Origin of the sequence: Staphylococcus durrellii (assembly GCF_015594545.1) — a bacterium.
Classification (GTDB): Bacteria; Bacillota; Bacilli; order Staphylococcales; family Staphylococcaceae; genus Staphylococcus; species Staphylococcus durrellii.
Map to the genome: position 1 here is coordinate 1,831,641 of NZ_JADIIO010000001.1, position 22,040 is coordinate 1,853,680.

Here is a 22,040-nt window from a genome sequence, read left to right on the forward strand (position 1 = left end):
TAGTGCATTACAATCCTTTATATATAAGCGATTGACGTTTTTCAGAATAGTATTAATCATGTATAATGTTTTTATATACTTTTTAAAGGGAGGCATACTTAATGAGCTTGTTGCATATAGCGGTGTTAATACCGTTAATTTTTGCACTCATTATTCCTTTTGTGTATCGACTTCATAAACGGCTTCATTTAGGCTGGTTTGTATTACCAGTCCCGTTAGTCTTATTTATTTACTTCATCTCATACATACCAACAACCATGTCAGATGATGCCGTTTTACTAGAAGCAGACTGGATGCCAAAATTTGGCATGAATTATGATTTATATATAGATGGTTTAAGTCTATTGTTTAGTCTGCTTATCACTGGTATTGGTACATTAGTCGTACTATACTCAATCAGTTATTTAAGTCGAAAAGAGCAATTGGGGAATTTTTACTGTTATCTACTATTATTTATGGGCGCAATGTTAGGTGTTGTCTTATCTGACAATATAATTGTTTTATACTTATTTTGGGAATTAACATCATTTTCTAGTTTTTTGCTTATCTCATTTTGGAGAGAAAATTCAGCATCTATTTATGGCGCTCAAAAATCGATGCTTGTTACTGTATTAGGTGGACTATGTTTATTAGGTGGTTTAATTTTATTATCAATTGCTACTCATTCAACAAGTATTCATGAAATGATTGCTAATGCAGACAATATTCAGACTAGTCCATATTTCATACTTTCAATGGTACTCGTTCTGATTGGTGCAATGACAAAGTCAGCCCAATTCCCATTTTATGTTTGGTTACCAGATGCAATGGAAGCACCAACACCTGTAAGTGCTTACCTACATTCAGCGACTATGGTTAAAGCGGGTTTATACTTAGTGGCACGAATGACTCCAATTTTTGCGGTTACACAAGGTTGGGTATGGGCAGTTACGGTTGTTGGCCTTGTAACACTTTTCTGGGCATCGTTAAATGCCACAAAGCAACAAGATTTGAAAGGTATCCTTGCCTTTTCTACCGTGTCACAGTTAGGGATGATAATGGCAATGTTAGGCATTGGTGCAGTCAGTTATCATTTCGAAGGCTCAGAAAGCCAGTTATATAGCGCAGCATTTACAGCGGCTATATTTCATTTAATAAATCATGCTACATTTAAAGGTGCGCTCTTTATGATTACCGGCGCTGTGGATCATAGTACTGGAACACGTGATGTAAAAAAACTAGGTGGTCTGGTGACTGTAATGCCTATTTCGTTTACAATCACTTTAATAACAGCGCTAAGTATGGCTGGCGTTCCGCCTTTTAACGGTTTTTTATCAAAAGAATCATTTTTAGAAAGTGTTATTGAAATAACTCATGTTGATTTATATAACTTAAGTTCTATAGGTGTTTTATTACCAATCGTTGCTATTATTGGTAGTATTTTTACCTTCGTCTATTCTATAAGATTTATTGGTCAAATCTTCCTAGGAAGTTACCATGAAGATAAACTGCCTAAGAAAGCACACGAATCTTCATTGTTAATGCTAATATCACCTATTATTTTAGCTTTATTAGTTATAGTATTTGGCCTTTTTCCTAATTTAATTACAAGTTCAATTATAGACCCTGCAGTTAATTCAATCAGTAAATCTGTGAGTAAACCTGCAGAATTTCATTTCTTCCATGGTTTTACGCCAGCGCTTTTCTCTACATTACTGATTTATTTAATTGGTATCATACTAATTTTTACGTTTAGCTATTGGGTGCATTTGCTAAAAGCACAACCAGACAAGTTAACAATTAATTATTGGTATAACAATAGTGGCAAATCTGTACAACTTTATTCTAGTAAATTTACAGATACGTACGTTACAGGATTTACGCGTAATAACTTAGTTATTATTTTCTTAACGTTAATAGTGATGTCGGCAATCGTGTTAATAGTTACACCAGTTTCAATTAATTTTAAAGACGTGAGTAATATAAGGGCATTCGAAGTCGTAATCGTTATTTTAATATGTGTTGCTGCAACCATGATGGTGTTAGCACATTCTAGATTGTTCAGTATCTTAATGGCTAGTGCTATAGGTTATGCTGTTGCCGTATTCTTTATTTATTTTGGCGCACCTGACTTAGCGCTAACACAATTTGTAATAGAAACAATTTCAACAGCTTTATTCTTACTATGTTTCTATCATTTACCAAATTTAAATCGTCATAACGAAACTAAAAGTTTTAAAGCGGTTAATATGTTAATTTCAATTGGCGCAGGTTTAGTGGTAACTATTATTGGTTTAATTGCTTATGGCAATAGACACTTCGCTTCTATAGCTAATTATTATAAAGCACATGTTCATGACCTAGCTCACGGCAAAAACATGGTTAACGTTATACTTGTTGACTTCCGTGGTACCGATACTTTATTCGAATCGTCTGTATTAGGTATAGCAGGTTTGGGTGTATATACAATGATTAAATTGCGCTCTAAAAAAAACACTAAAGTTGAAGGAGGTAATAATAATGAACAGACAGAAAAATAATTTAATTTTTCAATATTCAGCTATTGTTATCTTCTTTTTAATAGTAATGTTTGGTCTTTCACTATTCCTAGCTGGGCATTATACTCCTGGTGGTGGTTTCGTAGGGGGCCTCTTACTTTCAAGTGCACTTGTTATTATTGCAGTTGCATTTGACATTAAAACAATGCGTAAAATTTTTCCTTGGGATTTCAAAATTTTAATAGGCATCGGATTATTATTTTGTGTAGCTACGCCTATGGCCAGTTGGTTTTATGACAAAAATTTCTTTACTCATAAGCCGTTTGAAATACCACTTATCATTTTAAAGCCAATGCATATGCATACTGCTACATTTTTTGATTTAGGCGTCATGTTGGCAGTAATTGGTACAGTAATGACTATCATATTATCGATTGGAGAGAATGACTAATGGAAATATTAATGATATTAGTTTGTGGCTTCCTCACTTCAATGAGCGTCTATCTCATTCTCTCTAAAAGTTTAATACGTATTATTTTAGGGACAACGCTACAAACGCATACGGCAAACTTGTTTTTAATTACAATGGGTGGCTTAAAAAATGGAGGCGTACCTATATACGAAAAAGGAGTAACGCATTATGTTGATCCTATCCCACAAGCCCTTATTTTAACGGCAATAGTAATTTCATTTTCTGTCACAGCATTCTTCTTAGTTCTTGCGTTTAGAAGTTATAAAGAGCTCGGAACAGACAATGTCGAACAGATGAGAGGAGTGCTTGAAAATGATAGCGAGTAACTTACTTATGTCAGCATTAGTACTGCCTTTATTAACCAGTATTTTATTAATCTTTTTAGGTAAACGTCCTATCATCAAACGCTATATTGCATTAGGCGGTACATTAATCACTTTATGCTTTAGTTTAATTAATCTATACAATGTCTATAAAGATGGACCTATTAAACTTGAACTTGGTTCTTGGAAGGCACCGTATAGTATTGTTTTTGTATTAGACCTTTTCAGTGCCCTACTTATAGTTACAAGCTTAATTATTACGGCTCTAATAATTTTATATTCTTATAAAACTGTTGGTATCGAACGAGAAAGATTCTATTATTATTTTGCTATTATGTTTATGATTACTGGCATCAATGGTGCATTTATGACTGGTGATATTTTCAACTTATTCGTATTTTTTGAAGTGTTTTTAATATCTTCATATATTTTATTGGTTATTGGTGGCACACAAATACAATTAAGTGAAACAATTAAATATGTATTAATTAATGTAACTTCTTCAGCATTTTTCGTTATTGCTGTTGGAATGCTTTACTCTGTAGTTGGTACATTAAATTTAGCAGATATTAGTAACAAGCTAAGCCAGTTATCACCTAAAGACAGCAATGTAGTGACAATTATTTTTGTTGTATTCATTTTTGTTTTTGCTACAAAGGCCGGTGTATTTCCAATGTATATATGGTTACCTGGTGCATATTATGCGCCTCCGACGGCGATTATTGCCTTTTTCGGGGCTTTACTTACAAAAGTTGGTGTTTATGCCATAGCTAGAACAATTAGTCTTTTTTTCCGTGATACGTCTTCACTACCGTATTATTTATTATTGTTCTTAGCTATACTGACTATTGTCTTTGGCTGCTTAGGTGCCATAAGTTACAGCGACATTAAAAAGATTATACTGTATAATATTATGATTGCTATTGGTGTCATCTTAATCGGTGTTGCAATGATGAATCAAGCCGGCATAATGGGTGCAATTTATTATACGCTTCATGATATGCTAATTAAAGCAGGTCTATTCTTTTTAATAGGCGTTATTTATAAAATTACAGGCTCGTATGATTTAAAATCATTTGGCGGTCTAATTAAACATTATCCCATTTTAGGTTGGACATTCTTTATTGCAGCTTTAAGCTTAGCTGGTATTCCACCATTCAGTGGTTTTTACGGTAAATATTATATAATTGAAGCAACTTTCCAAAAAGGATTTTACGTGAGCGGTATAGTAGTCTTACTTTCTAGTTTAGTCGTACTATATTCAGTTATTCGTATATTCTTAAAAGGTTTCTTTGGCCCTGCTTTTGGATATAAATATAATCCTAAATTACAATATCAAAGTGTATTAACTATTTCAGTCTTTACTGTGGTGCTGACAATAATATTTGGATTATCAGCCGACGTTTTACAACCAATCATTAAAGATGCGGCCTCAACTTTCTATAATCCAAGCGAATATGTATCTAACGTGTTAGGAGGTAAATAATATGGCAATTCAAATATTAGTAAACTTATTGCTAGCCGTTTTATGGTTCTTCTTAACAGGTAGTTATACGTTAAATAATTTTATTTTAGGCTATATATTCGGACTAATACTCGTAGTTCTTTTACGCAGTGTTTTCCCAGGCAGACTTTATATCTTAACAATATATAAAATCATCAAACTATTAGTAGTATTTTTTATAGAATTAATCAAAGCCAATCTAGATGTCATCAAGATTGTCACAAAACGTAAAATAGCAAATGAACCAGCTTTCTTTACTTATAACACAGATTTAAAAGCGGACTGGCAAATTGTGCTATTGTCTACACTCATTACTTTGACTCCCGGTACTATAGTACTAGGCGTTAGTGATGATCGCAAAAAGATTTTCGTCCACTGTATTGATTTCAGCACTACAGAAGAAGAAACTGAAAGTATAAAATCGTCACTTGAAAAAGTGGTAAGAGAGGTAGGCGAAACGACATGAACTACTCAATCATTATAATCATTGCACTAATAATTGTGTCGTTATCCATGTTAGCAATGCTTATTCGCGTTATTAAAGGTCCTTCTCTCGCTGACAGAGTTGTAGCCTTAGATGCTATGGGTATTCAACTTATGGCAATCATCGCTTTGTTCAGCATTTTTCTAGGGACAACTTATATGATAGTTGCTATATTACTAATAGGTATCATAGCCTTTTTAGGTACTGCTGTATTCGCTAAATATATGGATAAAGGTAAGGTGATCGAACATGACAGCAACAATAATCATTAGTATTTCACTTATACTCGTAATTTTGGGCGCATTAATTAGTGCACTGGCCGCAATCGGCATCTTGCGTCTAGAAGATGTTTATTCTAGAGCTCATGCGGCAGGTAAAGCAGCAACGTTAGGTTCAATATTCTTGTTAGCTGGTGTTTTCTTATTCTTTATCGGTAAAGAAGGCTATGCAAATATGCAATTAATCGTCGGTATTTTTTTCATACTAATTACCGGACCATTAGCCAGCCATTTAATTATTAAAGCCGCTTATAATTTAGAAACACCCTCATCAAAACGCATCAAACAAGATGATATTTCAGAGACATTGAAAGATAAAAAAATATAACTATAAATAAGAGTCCAAAAAATTAGTACTTTAACTAAACTTTTTGGACTCTTTTACTGTTGATTTAGTATTTAATTTCCTTTATCATAAATCGTAATAATTACGTTTTATGATAAAGGAGATTTTTATGCAACAATGGACGATTATTGGTGGCGGCATTCATGCAGTTACCATCGCATTAAAGTTAATAAACTTAGGTTTAGCACAACAACAATTAACCATTATAGACCCACATAATGATTTATGTGAACAATTTGCACGACGCACAAGTAAAATCAGTATGCCTTTCTTACGTTCACCTGGTGTGCATCACGTACATCCGGACCCATTTCATTTAAAGCAGTTTGCTAAAGTAAACCAATATACTAATTGTACCTTAGGTAAATATCAACGTCCTCAAACAAACATGTTTATGGATCATATACATATGTTAATTCATCAATTTGATTTAAACCATTCTCACATTTCTGCTTCGGCAATTGAATTATTCCCAACAGATAATCAATGGTCGGTATTATTGGATAATAATGAAATTATTAAAACCAAAAATGTAGTGTTAGCTTTTGGAAGTTATCACCATACAAATGTACCTCAGATATTTCAGCAACAACCAGATGTGCAACATATCTTCCAAGATGATGACACGATAAATTTCTGCTCATCTTCACATGTAGTCGGCAGTGGCATTTCAGCAGCGCATTTAATTAATAAATTGTTAAAGCAAGATGAGCGTATAGTTCACTTATGGTTAAATAAATATTTAGAAGTTCACGATTTCGATGCAGATCCAGGATGGCTAGGTCCGAAAAATATGACCTACTTTGAGGCTATAGAAGATTCACAACAACGTCTGTTATTACTTAACAAAGAACGTCATAAAGGTTCTTTACCGAGAGAGCTATATTTAAAATTAAAACATTATCAAGAACAAGGTCGCTTAATGATTCATCATGATAAAATTAATGATATTCGTCACCATCATATCATTACTGATAACAACGAAACATATTACGACAATATTATACTTGCAACAGGTTTTAGTAATAGTCTATATCAACTACCCCTTATTAAAAATTTGATTTTACACTATTAAGCACCTATGGCTAATTGTGGTTTACCTTTATTAACTGATCAACTATCTTGGTTACCCAATTTATATGTAAGTGGTGCACTAGCCGATCTAAAATTAGGACCATTTGCACGTAATATTGCTGGTGGAAGAGAAGCTGCTAAACGCATAGGAAGCGCGTTTAATGCTACGTCGTATACGAAATGACGGCACTTTTAAATAACAAAGGATATTCAAATGTATTTAACTAGCCTTTACTATCAAAAAAAGGGATGAAGATTGTATAATTCAATCCTTCATCCCTTTTGTGTAATTTATCTTTTACGTTCTTTTATCGCCATCGTACCTCGCATGATACAAATTAATCGGTCGGTATCATCTTTAATTTCGATATTCCATACTTGAGTTGTTTTACCTTCATGAATAATCGTCGCAGTTGCATAAATCATACCTTTTACAGTCGAACCAATGTGATTTGCATTCATTTCCAAACCTAAAGGTGTGTAGCGGTCTGTATCTATAATATAAGCGGCCCCCATCGAGCAAGCTGTTTCACCTAATGCTAAACTTGCGCCACCATGTAAATAACCAAATGGTTGTTTAACTTTATCAGTTACTGGCATTGAAACGACCATCAAACCATGCTCTTGTTTTTCAATTTTCATTTCCAAAGCATCTAACATCGTACTCATAACGCACCACCTCTTTTGTTAACTTATTAATTATAATATCATAGCCGCAAGCGTTCCGAAAATGATTAACGGTACATTATAAAATATAAAGTTAGGTACACAAGTATCTCGCACATGGTCATGTTGACCATCAACATTTAACCCAGCTGTTGGACCTAAAGTTGAATCACTTGCAGGTGAACCTGAATCACCTAGCGCACTTGCTGTTCCTATTAATGCTATTAATGCCATAGTACTTAAACCTAATGATTCTCCTAAAGGAATAAATAGGGTAGCGATAATTGGAATTGTAGCAAATGAAGAACCTATACCAAGTGTTACTACTAATCCAATAGCGTACATTAAAATTATACTTAGTAATTTATTGTCGCCAGTTATGGTACTTAAACTTTGCACTAATTGACTAATGTCGCCTGTCTTATTCATAACACCTGCAAAGCCATTTGCTGTCAAAATTACAACACCGATATATGCCATAATTTGAATACCATCAATAAATTTTTGATCTAAATCTTTCCAATTATAAACTCCCGATACAAAGAATGTTAATACACCAGCCAATGCACCAAAGATCATTGAATCAGTAAGGGTTTGAACAGTAAAAGTTGCGATAATCGAAATAACTGTTATGACAATAACATATGGTTTTAATGTTACTTCTGACATTTCACTTTCATTTTTATGGTCAATATATTTTCTCGGTTTGCGATAATGTATAAGCCCAGCAATTAATCCGACTATATAACCCATCGAAGGTATAATCATAGCTTTCCAAATCATACTCATTTCAATTGGGTGATGTGCCTTGGTAAAACCTTTCAAAATAATTTGATGGAATATTTGACCAAATCCAAAAGGCAGTAACACATATGGGAAACATAACCCAAAACCAATGATTAAAGCTATTTGTCGTCTATCTATATTTAATTCATTAAATAAACTAATTAATGGTGGTATAACTATTGGAATAAATGCAATGTGTACTGGTATTACATTTTGACTCATAATACTTAATACTAATAATGCAATCATAATTATAACTTTAACTTTGACTCGAGACATTCTTGAATTCTCAGCTCTGATTGCTTTAATAATTTTAAGAACAAGATAATCCGTTATGCCGCTATAAGATATTAAAGCAGCAAAACCACCCAATAAGGCATAACTTAGAGCAACTTCGGCTCCATCTACAATATTTTTACTGAATACAGTCACTATTTCTGTGACACTCATTCCGGCAATCAAGCCACCTACCAACGCACTAATGAATAAACTAATAACTACATTCAATCTGCATAAACATAGAATAATCATTAATACGACAGCTATTACGACCGCATTAAACACAATTCAAAACCCCTTTACCACATTATCGAACTAAAGCATAACAAAATTTATATTATCAAGCTGTGTTACCTTTGTCAACAAAAATTAAACAAATTGTATCTATTAAAAAAGTTGAACTAATATCTTTTCACTTATCTTTATATTAATAACCATTTTACTTCTTAATTTAAAATAATCATCAATATTTTCATAAGTCAGATTTAGTTCAACTAAATATCATTAATTTATAAAGTTCTTAACCATTGTACAATAGTTGGGATCATATAGCCTGTAGGGCCTTTTGGACCGTTATATGATACTTTGTTTATCGTAGCAGGGCCTGCAATATCAAAATGTAAATGCGGCGTTTCGCCAGCAAAGTGACTAATAAAAGTTGCTGCAAATAATGCTTTACCTTGCCCGTTTGTATGATTAACTAAATCGGCTACGTCTGTTTGTCTAATTAATCGTTGCTCTGTTGCCGTCATTGGTAATTCAAAGACCATTTCATCAGTATCACGTGCCTTTTCAAGAATTACTTCTAATGACGTTTGATCGTTGTTTTTAAAAACTGCTGCTTTATCTTCACCTAATGCAGCTACTGCTGCACCGGTTAAAGTTGCAAAGTCTAATATCATTTTTGGTTTAAATTGATTCGCATAAAACACTGCATCTCCTAGCACAAGCCTACCTTCAGCATCAGTATTTAACACTTCAACAGTTTCACCACTTAATGCTGTGAATACATCATCTGGTTTCATTGCTTCACCATTAATCATATTTTCTGAAGCCACGATTACACCTATAATATTAATTTTTAATTTTAGTAAACGTGCTGCTTCAATCATACCTATCACGTTTGCAGAGCCACACATATCATATTTCATCGTCTGCATACCTAGTTTAGATTTAATAGAATAGCCGCCAGAATCGTAAGTTATGCCCTTACCAACTAACGCGATAGGATCCTCATCTTTAGATGCACCATTATAAGTTAACGTTATCAGCCGTGCAGGATGACTAGAACCTTTACTTACGGCGTGTATTAAACCGAACCCTTCGTCTTGTAATTGCTTCTCGTTTTTTACATCAAGTTGTACTTCAGTATTTTTGAAATGATCTATTAACAACTCTGCATAATAACTGGGCGTTAAAATATTAGGTGGCATGTTGCTAAAATCTCTTGCTAAGTTTATCGCTTGGCCTATTGATTGCCCTTGTTCTACGGAATCTATAATGTGTTGATCATCACTATGTAAGTTAATCAGTAATTCATAAGGTGCCTTTTTATTTGTTTTATAATTATCAAATTCATAAATTGAACGTAGGCTCTGTTGTCCAAGTATTTCTGCAACTCTCTCAATTGGCAAACTTTTAGTTTCAAAACTATCAAACAGTAATGAGGCTACCTTAACATTTTCAGCCTTAAGAAATTGAAATACATTGCCAAAAACCATTGCCATATCTTTTGGCTTTAATTCTTTTAAATTAGCTAATCCAACCGTAATAAGTCTATGTTTTTTATTATTTATTTGTAACTGTGTTTGATATATTTTACCTACTTGACTTCCGATAATATGGTTGTGTTTTAACTGTGATAAATCTTCAGTAATATCAACACCATCTATAATAATAGGTTTGCCTAGTTGATTTAAATGTCCTGCTACGCCTATTACAAGATTTTGTTCAACTGGTTTGTCTTCTGCGTTTACTCGAATATTCATTTATATCATTCCTCTCTAATTATGATAAAAAGCCTATCTTAATAAGATAGGCTTTGAGTAATACAACAGCATATCCTAACTAGATACTACTGTTTTATATTGAATTATCTATTAAAATTTACCTTTTTTGAATGCAAGACCGATACCGCCTAATTTAAATACAGCACGCGTATCGATGACTTTTTTCATGAAAGCAGCTTTTTTACCTATAATATCTCTACCATAAACGATACCTACACCATCATTAGATCCTAATGAACATACAGTACCTCTATCCACATAATCAAATTCTTGTGTTGGTTGGCCTTCTAGAATATGTTTGATATTTTTAGCAACATGTTCACCTTGTTGCATAGCGATTTGAGCTGTTGTTGGTAATGGACGTTCTTCTCCAGCTGGAATAAATGCTGCACAGTCACCAATTACAAAGATGTCATCATGACCAGCAATAGTTAAGTCTTGTTCGTTAACGATTCTACCACGTTTAACGCCGTCGAATGATGCTTCCATTAACTGACTACCACGTACACCAGCAGCCCATACAGATGTATTTGCTTCTAATTGTTGTTCTTCATCATTCACTTTAACAACGAAACCATTTTCATTACAAGCTACGATTGGAGTAGCAATTTTGAATTCGACACCTTTATTTTCAAGATAATTAACAGCATGATTAACAAGGTCATCCGAGAACATTGGTAACATTTTTGGCGCAGCTTCAACACAAGTTATTTTAACTTTACTTTGATCAACACCATATTTGTTACATAATTCAGGTATGCGGTCTGTTAATTCACCTAAGAATTCAATTCCAGTGAAACCAGCGCCACCTACTAAAATAGCTAAATCACGGTCATCTTTTTCTTTAGATGCAGCATAATTAGCAAATTTATCTTCAATATGGCGCGCTAAGTTACGTGAAGTTAATACATTTTCGATTTGGAAAGCGTGGTCTTTCATACCTTTGATACCAAAAGTTTCACTTTCAAAACCTAAACCAACTACTAAAATATCGAAATCAAAAATACCTGCATCAGTTTCTACTTTTTTAGCATTACGATCTATTTTTGTTACTTCTGCTTTTACAAAGTTAACTTTATCTTCATTAATAACACTTTTAACTGGATAAAGTAAATCTTCATAGCTAATCGTACCTGCTGATGCTTCATGCAACCATGTAGCTTCATAATGGTAATCATTTTTATTGATTAAAGTAATTTCTGCTTCATCAGCTGAAATTTGTTTTTGCAATTTAGTAACAGTTTGTAAGCCAGCATAACCAGCACCTAAAACTAGAACTTTTTTACGATTTTGTGCCATTTTATTCACCTAAGCTTTCATAATTTTTTCTTGCAAACGTCTTTATTAATACCTATTTAGAGTAATGCTACTCATTAAAGACAATCTTCCATCCATTCATAATTTTATAGTTTTTAAGTTATATTTTCAAGCACTTACATGCATATTGTTTATTTTTTCACAAATCAATATATAAAAAGTTGGAACAGCCACACACTTATAGTCAACTATAACCTTAACTCCAACAAATAGCTTGTTATTTATTGAATATGTGACCATCACAAAGTGTTAGTGTTCCAACTTATTAAATTAACAATCTTCTGGTGAACCAGCGACTTTAGCTGTTTTAAATGAACTACCACAACCACAAGATGCAATCGCATTTGGGTTATCTATTTGGAAACCGCCACCCATTAGCGATTGTTTGAAATCAACTGTAGTTCCATCCAAGACTGGTTTATCATCTTTATCAATTAATACTTTTAAACCAAAAAATTCGTATACTTCATCGTTGTCACCTATTGATTCTTCTGCAGACATACCATAAGTTAAGCCTGTGCAACCACCACCGTTAACTTTAATTTTCAAATAACCATCAGATAGGTCATTTTGTTTAAGCATGTCTTTCACTTCATAAGCAGCCGCTTCAGTTAAATTTATCACTGCCATAATGTTTCCCTCCTAAAATATCCAAGTTTCTTCTATGTGAGCATATATTTTTTGTAATAAATCGTCTGGTGATTCACCTTCAACGATATCACCATTTACTAATGCATACAAGGTACTTGAACATAATCCACAGTTTTGAAGACACCCATATTCTAGAACATCTACACCAGGATCATTATCAAGTTGGTTATATACATAATCTCCACCTTTCGCCATGTTCGAAATGCAGAATTCTACTATTGGATTCATAATACACCTTCTTATTAATAATCAGTCCTAACATTATAACAACTTTCGTTACTTATGACTATGTTCTTGCCTTAGTTCTTTTTTAAAAAAATATTAAACTAACTTTTTCTAGTGATTTTTATTAATAATTTTTATCCTTCAAATGGATATTTATCAAATTTTTTGAGTCAATACTCATCGATATTTTAAAGTTTTTAATTACTACAATTATATATTTTCTGTCTTAAATGTGTCTAAGTTATTTGTAGAACATATTAAAAAAGCATATAATATAGGCGAGTCATTTATTTTGAAAATTGAGTTGATAACTGATATTCAATCATTTTTCATATTAACAAAATAGATTGAAACTTAAAGACTTTAAAGTATTTTATTCAAACGGGCTGAAATCAAATACTATGTCTTTTGTAGAAATCTGTAAACACATTTATTATTAGAGGGGTATCAAAATGAAGAATTTAGTTTTATTAGGCGGCGGCTACGGCAACATGCGTATTATGTCTCACATATTACCAAATGCGTTACCTGACAATTATTCACTTACATTAATCGACCGTATGCCATATCATAGTTTGAAACCTGAGTTTTACGAACTGGCTGCAGGTACAAAATCTGATAAAGAAGTACGTATGAATTTCCCGAATTCTGAACGAGTTAACATCGTTTACGGAGAAATTAATGATATTAATCTAGAAGATCAGATAGTTACAGCTGGACAAACTAAAGTTGATTATGATGAATTAGTTATCGGATTAGGTTGTGAAGATAAATATCATAATGTACCTGGTGCAGAAGAATATACACATAGTATTCAAACATTATCTAAATCTCGTGAAACTTTCCACCATATTAGTGAATTACCTAATGGCGCAAAAGTAGGTATCGTAGGGGCAGGACTAAGCGGTATTGAATTGGCGAGCGAGTTGAGAGAAAGTCGTGAAGACTTAGATATTTATCTGTATGATCGTGGTGAACGAATTTTGTCTCGTTTCCCTGAAAAATTAAGTAATTATATAGAAAAATGGTTTAAGAAAAACAATGTCAACGTTGTACCTAATTCAGATATTAACAAAGTAGAACCTGGTCGTATATATAACTGCGATGTACCAGAAGATTTAGACTTAATCGTATGGACAGCTGGTATTCAACCAGTTGAAATCGTAAGAAATCTACCAATCGACATTAGTAAAAGTGGTAGAGTTATTTTAAACCAATATCATCAAGTACCGACTCACACTAATGTTTATGTAGTAGGCGATTGTGCCGAATTGCCACATGCTCCAAGTGCTCAATTAGCTGAATATCAAGGCGATCAAATTGCTGATGTAATGAAAATGCACTGGCAAAATAAAAAATTACCTGAAAAAATGCCTGAAATAAAAGTACAAGGCTTCTTAGGTTCATTGGGTGATAAAAAAGGATTTGCTTATGTTATGGACAGAACAGTTACTGGCCGTTTAGCTTCAATCTTAAAATCTGGTGTCCTTTGGATGTATAAATATCATAATGGTTAATAAAAAGGCTGCTCAAATAAGAGCAGTCTTTTATTGTTCTTTCAGTTTATTTAAGAAATGCGTTAAGTCTTTCAATTGTATATATCCATCAGCCACATATTCATCATTCATCGTTATAAGCGGATAAAACAACTCATCTTCTTGAATTTGTTCAATAAAATGTTGATCATGATCCGATAAGTTGTCATTATCTTTTTCTATATCAATATATGTGTATTCAAATTGTATGTCCGGGTATTTCCTACATAATAATGGTTGTATCCACTCATATGTATTTCTCGGTGTCGGTGCGTTTACACAACTAGCACACACATTTTCAGCACCATATACTACTACACTCACCTTTCCCAAGTTAAATCCTCCTTTGGTTTCAATCATAGATTTTTCTTTCATTTTCTATTATAATAAATAAATGAGTACAAGTTGAAATTTTTTACTTGAAAGGAGGCATATGTATGCCAACTGAGAACGCAACTATGTTTGATCAAGTAGCTGAAGTCATAGAGAGATTACGTCCATTCTTATTACGTGACGGTGGAGATTGTTCCCTAATAGACGTAGAAGATGGAATTGTGAAATTACAATTACACGGTGCATGTGGTACTTGTCCAAGTTCTACTATTACTTTAAAAGCTGGTATTGAACGTGCTTTACACGAAGAAGTACCAGGCGTTATAGAAGTAGAACAAGTATTCTAATAGCCATTAAATATACTTAGAGCGCTCTTTTATGTAGAGCGCTCTTTTTGTGTATTTAGTGGTTTTTCATGCATATGATGATTGATACGTTGATTAATATATACCCAACCTTTCCAACCAATGTGAACAGCATCACTAATAACATAAGGTTCATAGTCTTTATGCGTCATATCATACAATTTACCATCACGAGAGGTAACTGTGTGTTTTATTTTTTTATAGACAGCTCTACGACGTTCAGAATCTATACCGATATGATCATACCATTTTCCATTAGATGGAATACTAACATATTGTACATCTGCACCAGCGGCACGCATCGTATCTACTAATAACGCTAAATCATTAAATTCTGGGGAATTTTTATTAAATTCATAATTCCTGTTAATCTTTCGCTTATGTGATTTAATTAATTCCCAATATTTATCTCGAATGCCAAATCTATTAGACTTAGTATGTTGACCACCATATTCTTCAGCGTCAACCTTCATTGTTTGCCATGATCCATTATCATTGTTAATTGGCTTAACGTGTTCGAGTGGTGAAGGTGCTAACGGATACGCTGATTTAATAGCCTCTATTTTTAATAATTGATTTTCTTTAAATGGAGATACATAAGAATGTTCTATATTATCAGGATTTTTAGCTACCTGTCTTAAAAAAGGTTTGTTAGCCACATGTTTAAATTGCAGCAACCGTTTGGCGTAGCGTTGTTTAAGTTCAGGGCTCAAATTGGGCTGTTCAAATAATTTATCAATTTGAGTTTGGGATATTCTAGCATTAAAATTCGAGTTGGTTAACCCATGATTAGTAAACCATTGCGGCGAAATAATAAAAGCTAATTTTTTTCCTTTTAGATTATCGTATTGAGAAGCTAGTCCAACTGCATTAATTAAATCAGTCGAACCTCCCGTACCAATAAGAAATGGTAGTTTTGGTACGTGCTTATGATTATGCATCACAATTCCGGGATTAAATGGATCGTCTTTAGCTAGTTCACTCGACCCATAAATAGGATAATAATGATTCGATTCAAATAATTTATTTTGAATGAGCGTTCCTTTTAACACTTGTTCATTCAGTGACAATCTTTGATCAGCTACCGCCTTGTTTGAGATTAAACCAGTGAACCAACTTGCTGGCAACAATAGGAAAAGCCCAAACAACAAAAGACTAGCCAATATTGGTATATAAGGTTTTAACTTCATTTTTGTTGTTCAAGTACTGCAATAATTTTATTTGGCGTTGCCCATTCATCTCTATCAAAATCCATAATTGAAACTTCAATATCTAATTTATTTTGAATCTCTAATAATAATTCTACAGTTTTAAACGAATCAATAATTCCCTCTTCAAATATCTCAATATCTGGTTGCTCTTTCACGATGTTATTTTCTGCTACATCGGCCAATAAATCTAAAACTTGTTGTCTAAATTCCATATAAATTTCCTCCTATTATTAAAACAGTTTGCCTGAAAAGATAAGAAAACCAAAAGTTACAAAGTGGAATGTCACAATAATACTCAGTGCTTGAGTAAATTTATTTTGCCATTTAGGCGGATGTTGTTTTTTTCCATCTTTCATAGTAGCCGTAACCAATAAACATAAATGCATGATACAAACCGTAAACGATAAAATGCACCTCTAAACCATGCCAAACACCCATAATAAAGAAATTTAGAAAAAAAGCGATGTTCGACATTAACAGTTGACTTTTAAACATTTTCTTTTTAGACATATAGAATAGTGCACGCATATAAATACAATCCCTAAACCAAAACGATAATGTCATATGCCACCTATTCCAAAAATCTTTAATATTTTTTGCTTTGAATGGCTGATTAAAGTTCTCTGGTGTTTTTACGCCATACAAGTAACTAAATGCAATAGCGAATAAACTATAACCTGCAAAATCAAAGAAAAGATACATACTATAGGCATACATATACAACCATTTACCGGTGAAAGTAGTTAATTCGAGTGTTAGTGGTGTAATTGCATAGGTTTGAATTAAATATGCAATAATATATTTATATAAAAAGCCCATCATGGTGTAATGAATTGCTTTAATTAGTAACTCATTATAATCCTTACCTGTAGGTACCTTTTTGTCATCTTTAATAAAGCGCTTATATCTATCAATCGGACCCGATGAGATGGTTGGAAAGAAAGAAATAAACTGAATTAACTTCCATAATTTAATTTCTTTAATTGAACCATCCCGTATTTCCATAAGTAATTGGACACTTTTAAATGTCACATAAGAAATACCTAAGAATCCGATAAATGAAACGATTTTACTTTCGTGTAATATTATTTGATAAGGTCCTAGCCATGAACTTTGAATAATTTTCGCAATAGTTAATGGTAATATAGATAAAATGATGGCTACTATAAACTTTGCGAATGTATTATTTTTCGCATTTGCTTTCCAATAAAAAATAATAATAAAAACTTGCCAAATAGTATAGATAATAAAACTCACAAGTTGGGTACTAAAATAACTAATACCAAATAGGTTATGCTTATGAGACGAGAATATAAGTACAATCATGAAACACGTAGATAGACCATTATATATGTAACTTCTCCTACCCATAAGCCCTAATACGATGACTGGTAATAGTACTATGAATGCTATTAAGAAAAACGTTAATGTTCCGTAAGGTATCATGTGATAACCTCAGCAATCTGCCTTCTATCTACTTTGCCATTCACTGTCATTGGCATTAGATCGATGACTTTGAATTTACTTGGAATCATATATGCAGGTATATGGTGCTTCAATTGTTCTTTGATTTCATGAGATAACTCATTAACACTGTAATCTTCTTGTATCTCTTGATTTAAAGTAATAACTCCAACAATTCTTGAAACTTTATCTTTGTTATAAATAGGTACAACAATCGCTTCTCTTATAGCATCTAAATGTCTTAATTGAAATTCTATTTCTTCTAATTCTATTCGATATCCATTCAATTTAATTTGATAGTCGATACGTCCCTGAACAAACCAAAGACCATCTTTTTCAATTGCTTTGTCACCAGTATAATAACTTCTATTATCACCTTTATCTTTAAAGGCTTTCATACTTCTAACTTCATCTTTAAAATAACCTACGCTAACGCAGTTGCCAGTAATAACGAGTTCTCCTTCTTCAGTTACATCTAATGCTGTGCCATTCTTCGGTACACCAACTGGAAGTGGATTATACCGGTCAATAACATCTTTTGTAATTTGAATACTTGTAATAGCTACCGTTGCCTCCGTAGGTCCATAAGTATTATAGATTATGGCTTGTGGGAACTTAGTATTTAATATTGAAGCTGTTTTATGCGCTAAAATCTCACCACAGAAATAAAATTGCTTAAGTTTTGGATATTTCTGTTGATCAAAATGAGGTAATAATAAACACATCTCTAAAAACGATGGCGTTGACACCCATATATTAATGTCATTATTCTCAAGTAAATCATTTAACAGTTTAGGTTTATTAATCATTGTTTTATCCACTAGATTTAATGTACCTGCTGATATTAAACATGGATAAATGGCCATTACAGATAAATCAAATGAGAATGGTGCTTGATTTAGCCACTGTTGATGCTCTCCAGCTTGGTTTAACTCAATTATCCACTCGGCAAATTCATTCAAGCTGCTATACTTGATTTGCACCCCCTTAGGTTCCCCAGTAGAACCACTAGTGAAAATTGTATATGCTATATCGTCACTTGCAATTTGTGATTGATAGTTATCTATCGGCTGCTGTTCGCGCAGCACTTCAATAAAAATTTCTGTACCTAGATTTAGATTTATAGATTCTGTAGTCGTATTAAAAATATATTGCGGCTCTATTTTTTTAACAATAGATGCCACCCTGTCTTCTGGCAACGAAGTATCTACCGGTACATAGCCACAGCCAGCTTTAATACTTGCTAACATGCCAACAATCATAAATGGCGACATGTGGCCATAAAGCAAAAGTGGTTTGTCTGTATTTTCTATACTCTTAGCTAGGGTGTTTGAATATTGCTCTATATCTTTATATGTTAATACATTATCGTTATATTTAACTGCGTCTTGATCAGGGTGAAATGTTGCGTGTTGTTTAACTAAGTTTATGATATCCATCTCAGCTGCTCCTTATTAAAATTCATTATATATAAAGTTATTGTGGGTATCGCCTGACCCGTAAATTAAATATAGCGCGATTAATATTACAAAATACAATATAGTTAGTCCTACTGTCTTCACAGCGCTATATTGCATAGAGTTTAGTTTAAATTTTGACATTTTCCACCTCATAATAAAATCGATAATTTAATCCTTACAACTTAAACGATAAGAATTTATAATCGCTGTCAATCATCATATTTTACAAATTCATTATACATTTTTTCTTATGTATTTACAATTATATAAATTTTTTTCATTATTGATACTACTTATAATTACCCAAAAGTTCCAAAATTTATATAGAAAAACGCTTTATATTACAATAAATTTTACTTCTGAATAGTTAATTTATAATATATCTTATATGACTCAACTTAAAATACATTTTTTATTATTTTATTATATAGAATTTTTACGAGTAATCACTCGGTCTAGAGTTGTAACATTCTTGTGGAGTTTGTAAAATTTGGGCATGAAGTAACAATAAATTCTAGGACACACAGTGCTAATTAATAGCCGTTATATAATTAATGCTTTGTAATAACTTAAGCGTTATTTTTTAGTCAACACTGAGTAATAGTTACCTCACCTTCATAGGTGATAGCTTAGCCTGTATACTTTAACTTATACTGTTATTTTTGACATTTCACTATTAACATTTAAATAATTTGATTGCACCCTGCCACAGGAATTGCTTAATCCTAATCCATTTTTATTTATCTGTTAAAACTAAGCACTCCGTATAATTTAAGAAAAAATACTAACTTAACGTGCTATCTTATGTAAAAATTAGCGTAGGGCTCGCTTAAACTACTATATGAAAATTATTGGGTATTCCAATCAAATGTTGATTTGCGAAAAATATAAATTAAAACGTAAACTTAGGTTGTCTTAATGGCATTAAATTTTAGCAAAAAAATAACCCAACTATTTATAGTTGAGCTACCTTTTTGTTATATTTTGTTATATTTATGTGTGTATTTGTATTAGTATGATTATATCTTTTAACCTTTAACCGGAGTTAATGGTGATTGGTCATCCAACACTAATTTAATATTATCTACACATAGTTGAATCATTCGATCTCTTGTAACAACAGAAGCACTACCTATATGTGGTACAATTACGGCATTTTTCATGTTGAGTAAAGGATGGGACATATCAATAGGTTCTTCTCTTAAAACATCTAGCCCACATGCCCATATTTGTCCTTCTTTCAAAGCATTGACGAGTGCTTCTTCATCCACGACTGCCCCCCTACCAATGTTAATAAAAATTGCATGTTCTTTCATTTTGGCAAAGGCTTGCTTATCGAATTTGTCTTTTGTTTCTTCAGTAAGAGGCGCAGTACAAATAATAAAGTCACTGTTTTCCAACAATGTATCAAATGACACATACAATGCACCTAGTTCTTCTTCAGCGTCATTTTGTCTTGAACGGTTATGATACATAATATTTGCTTCAAAGCCTTTTAATCTTCGTGCTACCGCTTTACCGATATCACCCATACCAAAAATACCTACTTTAGCTCTATATAAATCTTTACCTGCTAGTAAATAAGGACTCCAACTTTGCCATTGTCCATCTTGTACATAACGCTCCGCTTCAACAATACGGCGTGCCACGCTTAATGTTAAAGACACACCTAATTCAGCAGTCGTTTCCGTTAATACATCTGGTGTATTTGTAACAACAATATTATGGTCATGCGCTAATTGGACATCGATATTATCGAATCCAACTGCCATATTAGCTATGATTTTTAAATTTGGTGCAGCATTTAATGCTTCTTCATCAATTTGCTCAGACAAAGTTATAAAACAAGCAGTTGCATCTGATAGTGCATTTAAAAATTTCTCTCTAGGCATTGGCGTATGTGCGTCATCCCAAAGTTCCACTTTATCAATTGCTTCTAATTGTTCTATAAATTTAGCTGGTATCTTTCTAGTTACAACAATTTTTCCCATCCCAATCGACCTACCCTTCTAATTCGGCTATAACTTCGTTTAAATCTTTAAATGAGTATGTTGGTGGCGTTTCTTTTTGTTGAATTTCTTCTAATGATGTTACCCCAGTTTGTACATGAATTGTATCGATATTTACATTAATGCCAGATAATATATCCGTATCATATAAATCGCCTACCATAGCTACTTCTTCTTTCGGTAAATTTAACACTGACAATGCTATATTCATAATCACCGGTTCAGGTTTTCCGATAAATACTGGCTCTTGTCCTGTTGATACAGATACTACACTTGTTAATGCACCATTACCAGGCATAAATCCTCGTTCCTTTGGTATAGAAACATCTTTATTTGTAGAAATAAATTTAGCACCATTGCGTACCCCTAACGTCGCTGTGGCTAATTTTTCATACGTTACCGCTTCATCAAGACCTATGACAACGTAGTCAACAAATTCATCATTTTTAAGTTGTAAGCCTTTGCCGTTTAGTGCAGTTTTTAAACCGTTGCCACCTATCATGTACACTGTCGCATCTTGTTGTTCATTTGCAATGTAATCCGCCGTCGCAATTGCTGAAGTAATAATGTCATTTGAAGTAGCTTTGATGCCTAACCTATTTAATCTTTCAGCTACTTCTGCAGGTTCTTTAGATGAATTATTTGTAACAAATAAATAAGGGATGTTCTGTGCACTTAAATAGTCTATAAATTCGACCGCACCATCTATAATGTCATCTCCTTTATACATCGTGCCATCTAAATCTAATAAATATGCGCTATACTGCTTCAT

22 protein-coding genes and 2 pseudogenes are annotated in these 22,040 nt (G+C 32.8%); 10 read left to right on the plus strand and 14 right to left on the minus strand.

The features are described 5' to 3' along the window. Window positions 1-101 precede the first annotated feature (101 nt). The 8 genes and pseudogenes from ISP02_RS08765 to ISP02_RS08800 all read left to right on the plus strand — a co-directional run bounded on the left by ISP02_RS08765 (window position 102) and on the right by ISP02_RS08800 (window position 7,142). A complete protein-coding gene (locus tag ISP02_RS08765) occupies window positions 102-2,519 on the plus strand; it encodes a Na+/H+ antiporter subunit A (RefSeq protein ID WP_195721191.1) in 2,418 nt (805 codons plus the stop codon). Next, window positions 2,500-2,928 (plus strand): Na(+)/H(+) antiporter subunit B, encoded by a 429-nt coding sequence (locus tag ISP02_RS08770; protein ID WP_195721192.1) that lies wholly within the window; start codon window positions 2,500-2,502, stop codon window positions 2,926-2,928. The genes ISP02_RS08765 and ISP02_RS08770 overlap by 20 nt, the downstream gene beginning before the upstream one ends. Continuing rightward, entirely contained in the window at window positions 2,928-3,275 is a 348-nt protein-coding gene (gene mnhC1, locus ISP02_RS08775) for a Na+/H+ antiporter Mnh1 subunit C (protein ID WP_195721193.1), read from the plus strand. Before ISP02_RS08770 ends, mnhC1 begins: the two co-directional genes overlap by 1 nt. Continuing rightward, the gene (locus ISP02_RS08780) at window positions 3,262-4,758 is read left to right on the plus strand and encodes a Na+/H+ antiporter subunit D (protein WP_195721194.1); all 1,497 of its coding nucleotides are present in this window, start codon (window positions 3,262-3,264) and stop codon (window positions 4,756-4,758) included. The genes mnhC1 and ISP02_RS08780 overlap by 14 nt, the downstream gene beginning before the upstream one ends. 1 nt (window position 4,759) lies before the next feature. Beyond that, window positions 4,760-5,242, plus strand: coding sequence for a Na+/H+ antiporter subunit E (locus ISP02_RS08785; RefSeq protein ID WP_195721195.1), 483 nt, complete (start codon window positions 4,760-4,762; stop codon window positions 5,240-5,242). After that, entirely contained in the window at window positions 5,239-5,532 is a 294-nt protein-coding gene (gene mnhF1, locus ISP02_RS08790) for a Na+/H+ antiporter Mnh1 subunit F (RefSeq protein WP_195721196.1), read from the plus strand. The genes ISP02_RS08785 and mnhF1 overlap by 4 nt, the downstream gene beginning before the upstream one ends. After that, entirely contained in the window at window positions 5,510-5,866 is a 357-nt protein-coding gene (locus ISP02_RS08795) for a Na+/H+ antiporter subunit G1 (RefSeq protein ID WP_195721197.1), read from the plus strand. The genes mnhF1 and ISP02_RS08795 overlap by 23 nt, the downstream gene beginning before the upstream one ends. A 127-nt stretch (window positions 5,867-5,993) precedes the next feature. Further along, window positions 5,994-7,142 (plus strand): annotated as a pseudogene (locus ISP02_RS08800) (FAD/NAD(P)-binding protein). Between the two features lie 107 nt (window positions 7,143-7,249). On the opposite strand, the gene ISP02_RS08805 reads toward ISP02_RS08800, so the two are convergent. The 6 genes from ISP02_RS08805 to ISP02_RS08830 form a co-directional block, all read right to left on the minus strand. After that, on the minus strand, window positions 7,250-7,627 hold the full coding sequence (locus ISP02_RS08805) for a hotdog fold thioesterase (RefSeq protein WP_195721198.1): 378 nt from the start codon (window positions 7,625-7,627) through the stop codon (window positions 7,250-7,252). A gap of 30 nt (window positions 7,628-7,657) precedes the next feature. Then, window positions 7,658-8,974, minus strand: coding sequence for a Na+/H+ antiporter family protein (locus ISP02_RS08810; RefSeq protein WP_195721199.1), 1,317 nt, complete (start codon window positions 8,972-8,974; stop codon window positions 7,658-7,660). Between the two features lie 224 nt (window positions 8,975-9,198). Continuing rightward, a complete protein-coding gene (locus ISP02_RS08815) occupies window positions 9,199-10,677 on the minus strand; it encodes a M17 family metallopeptidase (protein WP_195721200.1) in 1,479 nt (492 codons plus the stop codon). Between the two features lie 111 nt (window positions 10,678-10,788). After that, window positions 10,789-11,997, minus strand: coding sequence for an NAD(P)/FAD-dependent oxidoreductase (locus tag ISP02_RS08820; RefSeq protein ID WP_195721201.1), 1,209 nt, complete (start codon window positions 11,995-11,997; stop codon window positions 10,789-10,791). A 288-nt stretch (window positions 11,998-12,285) separates the two neighbouring features. Further along, the gene (locus tag ISP02_RS08825; RefSeq protein WP_195721202.1) at window positions 12,286-12,645 is read right to left on the minus strand and encodes a HesB/IscA family protein; all 360 of its coding nucleotides are present in this window, start codon (window positions 12,643-12,645) and stop codon (window positions 12,286-12,288) included. 12 nt (window positions 12,646-12,657) lie between these two features. Beyond that, window positions 12,658-12,894, minus strand: coding sequence for a YuzB family protein (locus ISP02_RS08830; RefSeq protein WP_048792666.1), 237 nt, complete (start codon window positions 12,892-12,894; stop codon window positions 12,658-12,660). Between the two features lie 449 nt (window positions 12,895-13,343). Here ISP02_RS08830 and ISP02_RS08835 point away from each other — a divergent pair, with 449 nt between their 5' ends. Then, window positions 13,344-14,408, plus strand: a complete 1,065-nt coding sequence (locus tag ISP02_RS08835; protein ID WP_195721203.1) for an NAD(P)/FAD-dependent oxidoreductase — start codon at window positions 13,344-13,346, stop codon at window positions 14,406-14,408. Between the two features lie 30 nt (window positions 14,409-14,438). On the opposite strand, the gene ISP02_RS08840 is transcribed toward ISP02_RS08835, so the two are convergent. Beyond that, a complete protein-coding gene (locus ISP02_RS08840; RefSeq protein WP_195721204.1) occupies window positions 14,439-14,759 on the minus strand; it encodes a YuzD family protein in 321 nt (106 codons plus the stop codon). A gap of 104 nt (window positions 14,760-14,863) precedes the next feature. Here ISP02_RS08840 and ISP02_RS08845 point away from each other — a divergent pair, with 104 nt between their 5' ends. Beyond that, a complete protein-coding gene (locus ISP02_RS08845) occupies window positions 14,864-15,106 on the plus strand; it encodes a NifU family protein (RefSeq protein ID WP_002464399.1) in 243 nt (80 codons plus the stop codon). A gap of 29 nt (window positions 15,107-15,135) precedes the next feature. On the opposite strand, the gene dltD is transcribed toward ISP02_RS08845, so the two are convergent. The 7 genes and pseudogenes from dltD to ISP02_RS08880 all read right to left on the minus strand — a co-directional run bounded on the left by dltD (window position 15,136) and on the right by ISP02_RS08880 (window position 22,040). After that, the gene (dltD, locus tag ISP02_RS08850; protein ID WP_195721205.1) at window positions 15,136-16,314 is read right to left on the minus strand and encodes a D-alanyl-lipoteichoic acid biosynthesis protein DltD; all 1,179 of its coding nucleotides are present in this window, start codon (window positions 16,312-16,314) and stop codon (window positions 15,136-15,138) included. Beyond that, window positions 16,311-16,547 carry a D-alanine--poly(phosphoribitol) ligase subunit 2 gene (gene dltC / locus ISP02_RS08855; protein WP_195721206.1) on the minus strand — a complete coding sequence of 79 codons (237 nt, stop codon included), beginning with the start codon at window positions 16,545-16,547 and terminating at the stop codon, window positions 16,311-16,313. The genes dltD and dltC overlap by 4 nt, the downstream gene beginning before the upstream one ends. Window positions 16,548-16,565: 18 nt before the next feature. Then, a pseudogene (dltB, locus tag ISP02_RS08860) lies at window positions 16,566-17,781 on the minus strand (D-alanyl-lipoteichoic acid biosynthesis protein DltB). Continuing rightward, entirely contained in the window at window positions 17,778-19,238 is a 1,461-nt protein-coding gene (dltA, locus tag ISP02_RS08865) for a D-alanine--poly(phosphoribitol) ligase subunit DltA (RefSeq protein ID WP_195721208.1), read from the minus strand. The pseudogene dltB and the gene dltA overlap by 4 nt, the downstream one beginning before the upstream one ends. A 15-nt stretch (window positions 19,239-19,253) precedes the next feature. Then, window positions 19,254-19,376 (minus strand): teichoic acid D-Ala incorporation-associated protein DltX, encoded by a 123-nt coding sequence (locus ISP02_RS08870; RefSeq protein ID WP_235980540.1) that lies wholly within the window; start codon window positions 19,374-19,376, stop codon window positions 19,254-19,256. A 911-nt stretch (window positions 19,377-20,287) separates the two neighbouring features. Further along, window positions 20,288-21,250 carry a 2-hydroxyacid dehydrogenase gene (locus ISP02_RS08875; protein WP_195721210.1) on the minus strand — a complete coding sequence of 321 codons (963 nt, stop codon included), beginning with the start codon at window positions 21,248-21,250 and terminating at the stop codon, window positions 20,288-20,290. 10 nt (window positions 21,251-21,260) lie between these two features. Continuing rightward, the gene (locus ISP02_RS08880; RefSeq protein ID WP_195721211.1) at window positions 21,261-22,040 is read right to left on the minus strand and encodes a TIGR01457 family HAD-type hydrolase; all 780 of its coding nucleotides are present in this window, start codon (window positions 22,038-22,040) and stop codon (window positions 21,261-21,263) included.

What these genes read in the sequence shown, in the direction of transcription:
- ISP02_RS08830 (WP_048792666.1), bottom strand. Translation starts at nt 12,894, where the DNA reads ATGAATCCAATAGTAGAATTCTGCATTTCGAACATGGCGAAAGGTGGA.
- ISP02_RS08770 (WP_195721192.1), top strand. Translation starts at nt 2,500, where the DNA reads ATGAACAGACAGAAAAATAATTTAATTTTTCAATATTCAGCTATTGTT.
- dltD (WP_195721205.1), bottom strand. Translation starts at nt 16,314, where the DNA reads ATGAAGTTAAAACCTTATATACCAATATTGGCTAGTCTTTTGTTGTTT.
- ISP02_RS08875 (WP_195721210.1), bottom strand. Translation starts at nt 21,250, where the DNA reads ATGGGAAAAATTGTTGTAACTAGAAAGATACCAGCTAAATTTATAGAA.
- ISP02_RS08835 (WP_195721203.1), top strand. Translation starts at nt 13,344, where the DNA reads ATGAAGAATTTAGTTTTATTAGGCGGCGGCTACGGCAACATGCGTATT.
- ISP02_RS08870 (WP_235980540.1), bottom strand. Translation starts at nt 19,376, where the DNA reads ATGCAATATAGCGCTGTGAAGACAGTAGGACTAACTATATTGTATTTT.
- ISP02_RS08780 (WP_195721194.1), top strand. Translation starts at nt 3,262, where the DNA reads ATGATAGCGAGTAACTTACTTATGTCAGCATTAGTACTGCCTTTATTA.
- ISP02_RS08825 (WP_195721202.1), bottom strand. Translation starts at nt 12,645, where the DNA reads ATGGCAGTGATAAATTTAACTGAAGCGGCTGCTTATGAAGTGAAAGAC.
- dltC (WP_195721206.1), bottom strand. Translation starts at nt 16,547, where the DNA reads ATGGAATTTAGACAACAAGTTTTAGATTTATTGGCCGATGTAGCAGAA.
- ISP02_RS08795 (WP_195721197.1), top strand. Translation starts at nt 5,510, where the DNA reads ATGACAGCAACAATAATCATTAGTATTTCACTTATACTCGTAATTTTG.
- ISP02_RS08765 (WP_195721191.1), top strand. Translation starts at nt 102, where the DNA reads ATGAGCTTGTTGCATATAGCGGTGTTAATACCGTTAATTTTTGCACTC.
- mnhC1 (WP_195721193.1), top strand. Translation starts at nt 2,928, where the DNA reads ATGGAAATATTAATGATATTAGTTTGTGGCTTCCTCACTTCAATGAGC.
- ISP02_RS08820 (WP_195721201.1), bottom strand. Translation starts at nt 11,997, where the DNA reads ATGGCACAAAATCGTAAAAAAGTTCTAGTTTTAGGTGCTGGTTATGCT.
- ISP02_RS08785 (WP_195721195.1), top strand. Translation starts at nt 4,760, where the DNA reads ATGGCAATTCAAATATTAGTAAACTTATTGCTAGCCGTTTTATGGTTC.
- ISP02_RS08815 (WP_195721200.1), bottom strand. Translation starts at nt 10,677, where the DNA reads ATGAATATTCGAGTAAACGCAGAAGACAAACCAGTTGAACAAAATCTT.
- mnhF1 (WP_195721196.1), top strand. Translation starts at nt 5,239, where the DNA reads ATGAACTACTCAATCATTATAATCATTGCACTAATAATTGTGTCGTTA.
- ISP02_RS08805 (WP_195721198.1), bottom strand. Translation starts at nt 7,627, where the DNA reads ATGAGTACGATGTTAGATGCTTTGGAAATGAAAATTGAAAAACAAGAG.
- ISP02_RS08880 (WP_195721211.1), bottom strand. Translation starts at nt 22,040, where the DNA reads ATGAAGCAGTATAGCGCATATTTATTAGATTTAGATGGCACGATGTAT.
- ISP02_RS08845 (WP_002464399.1), top strand. Translation starts at nt 14,864, where the DNA reads ATGCCAACTGAGAACGCAACTATGTTTGATCAAGTAGCTGAAGTCATA.
- dltA (WP_195721208.1), bottom strand. Translation starts at nt 19,238, where the DNA reads ATGGATATCATAAACTTAGTTAAACAACACGCAACATTTCACCCTGAT.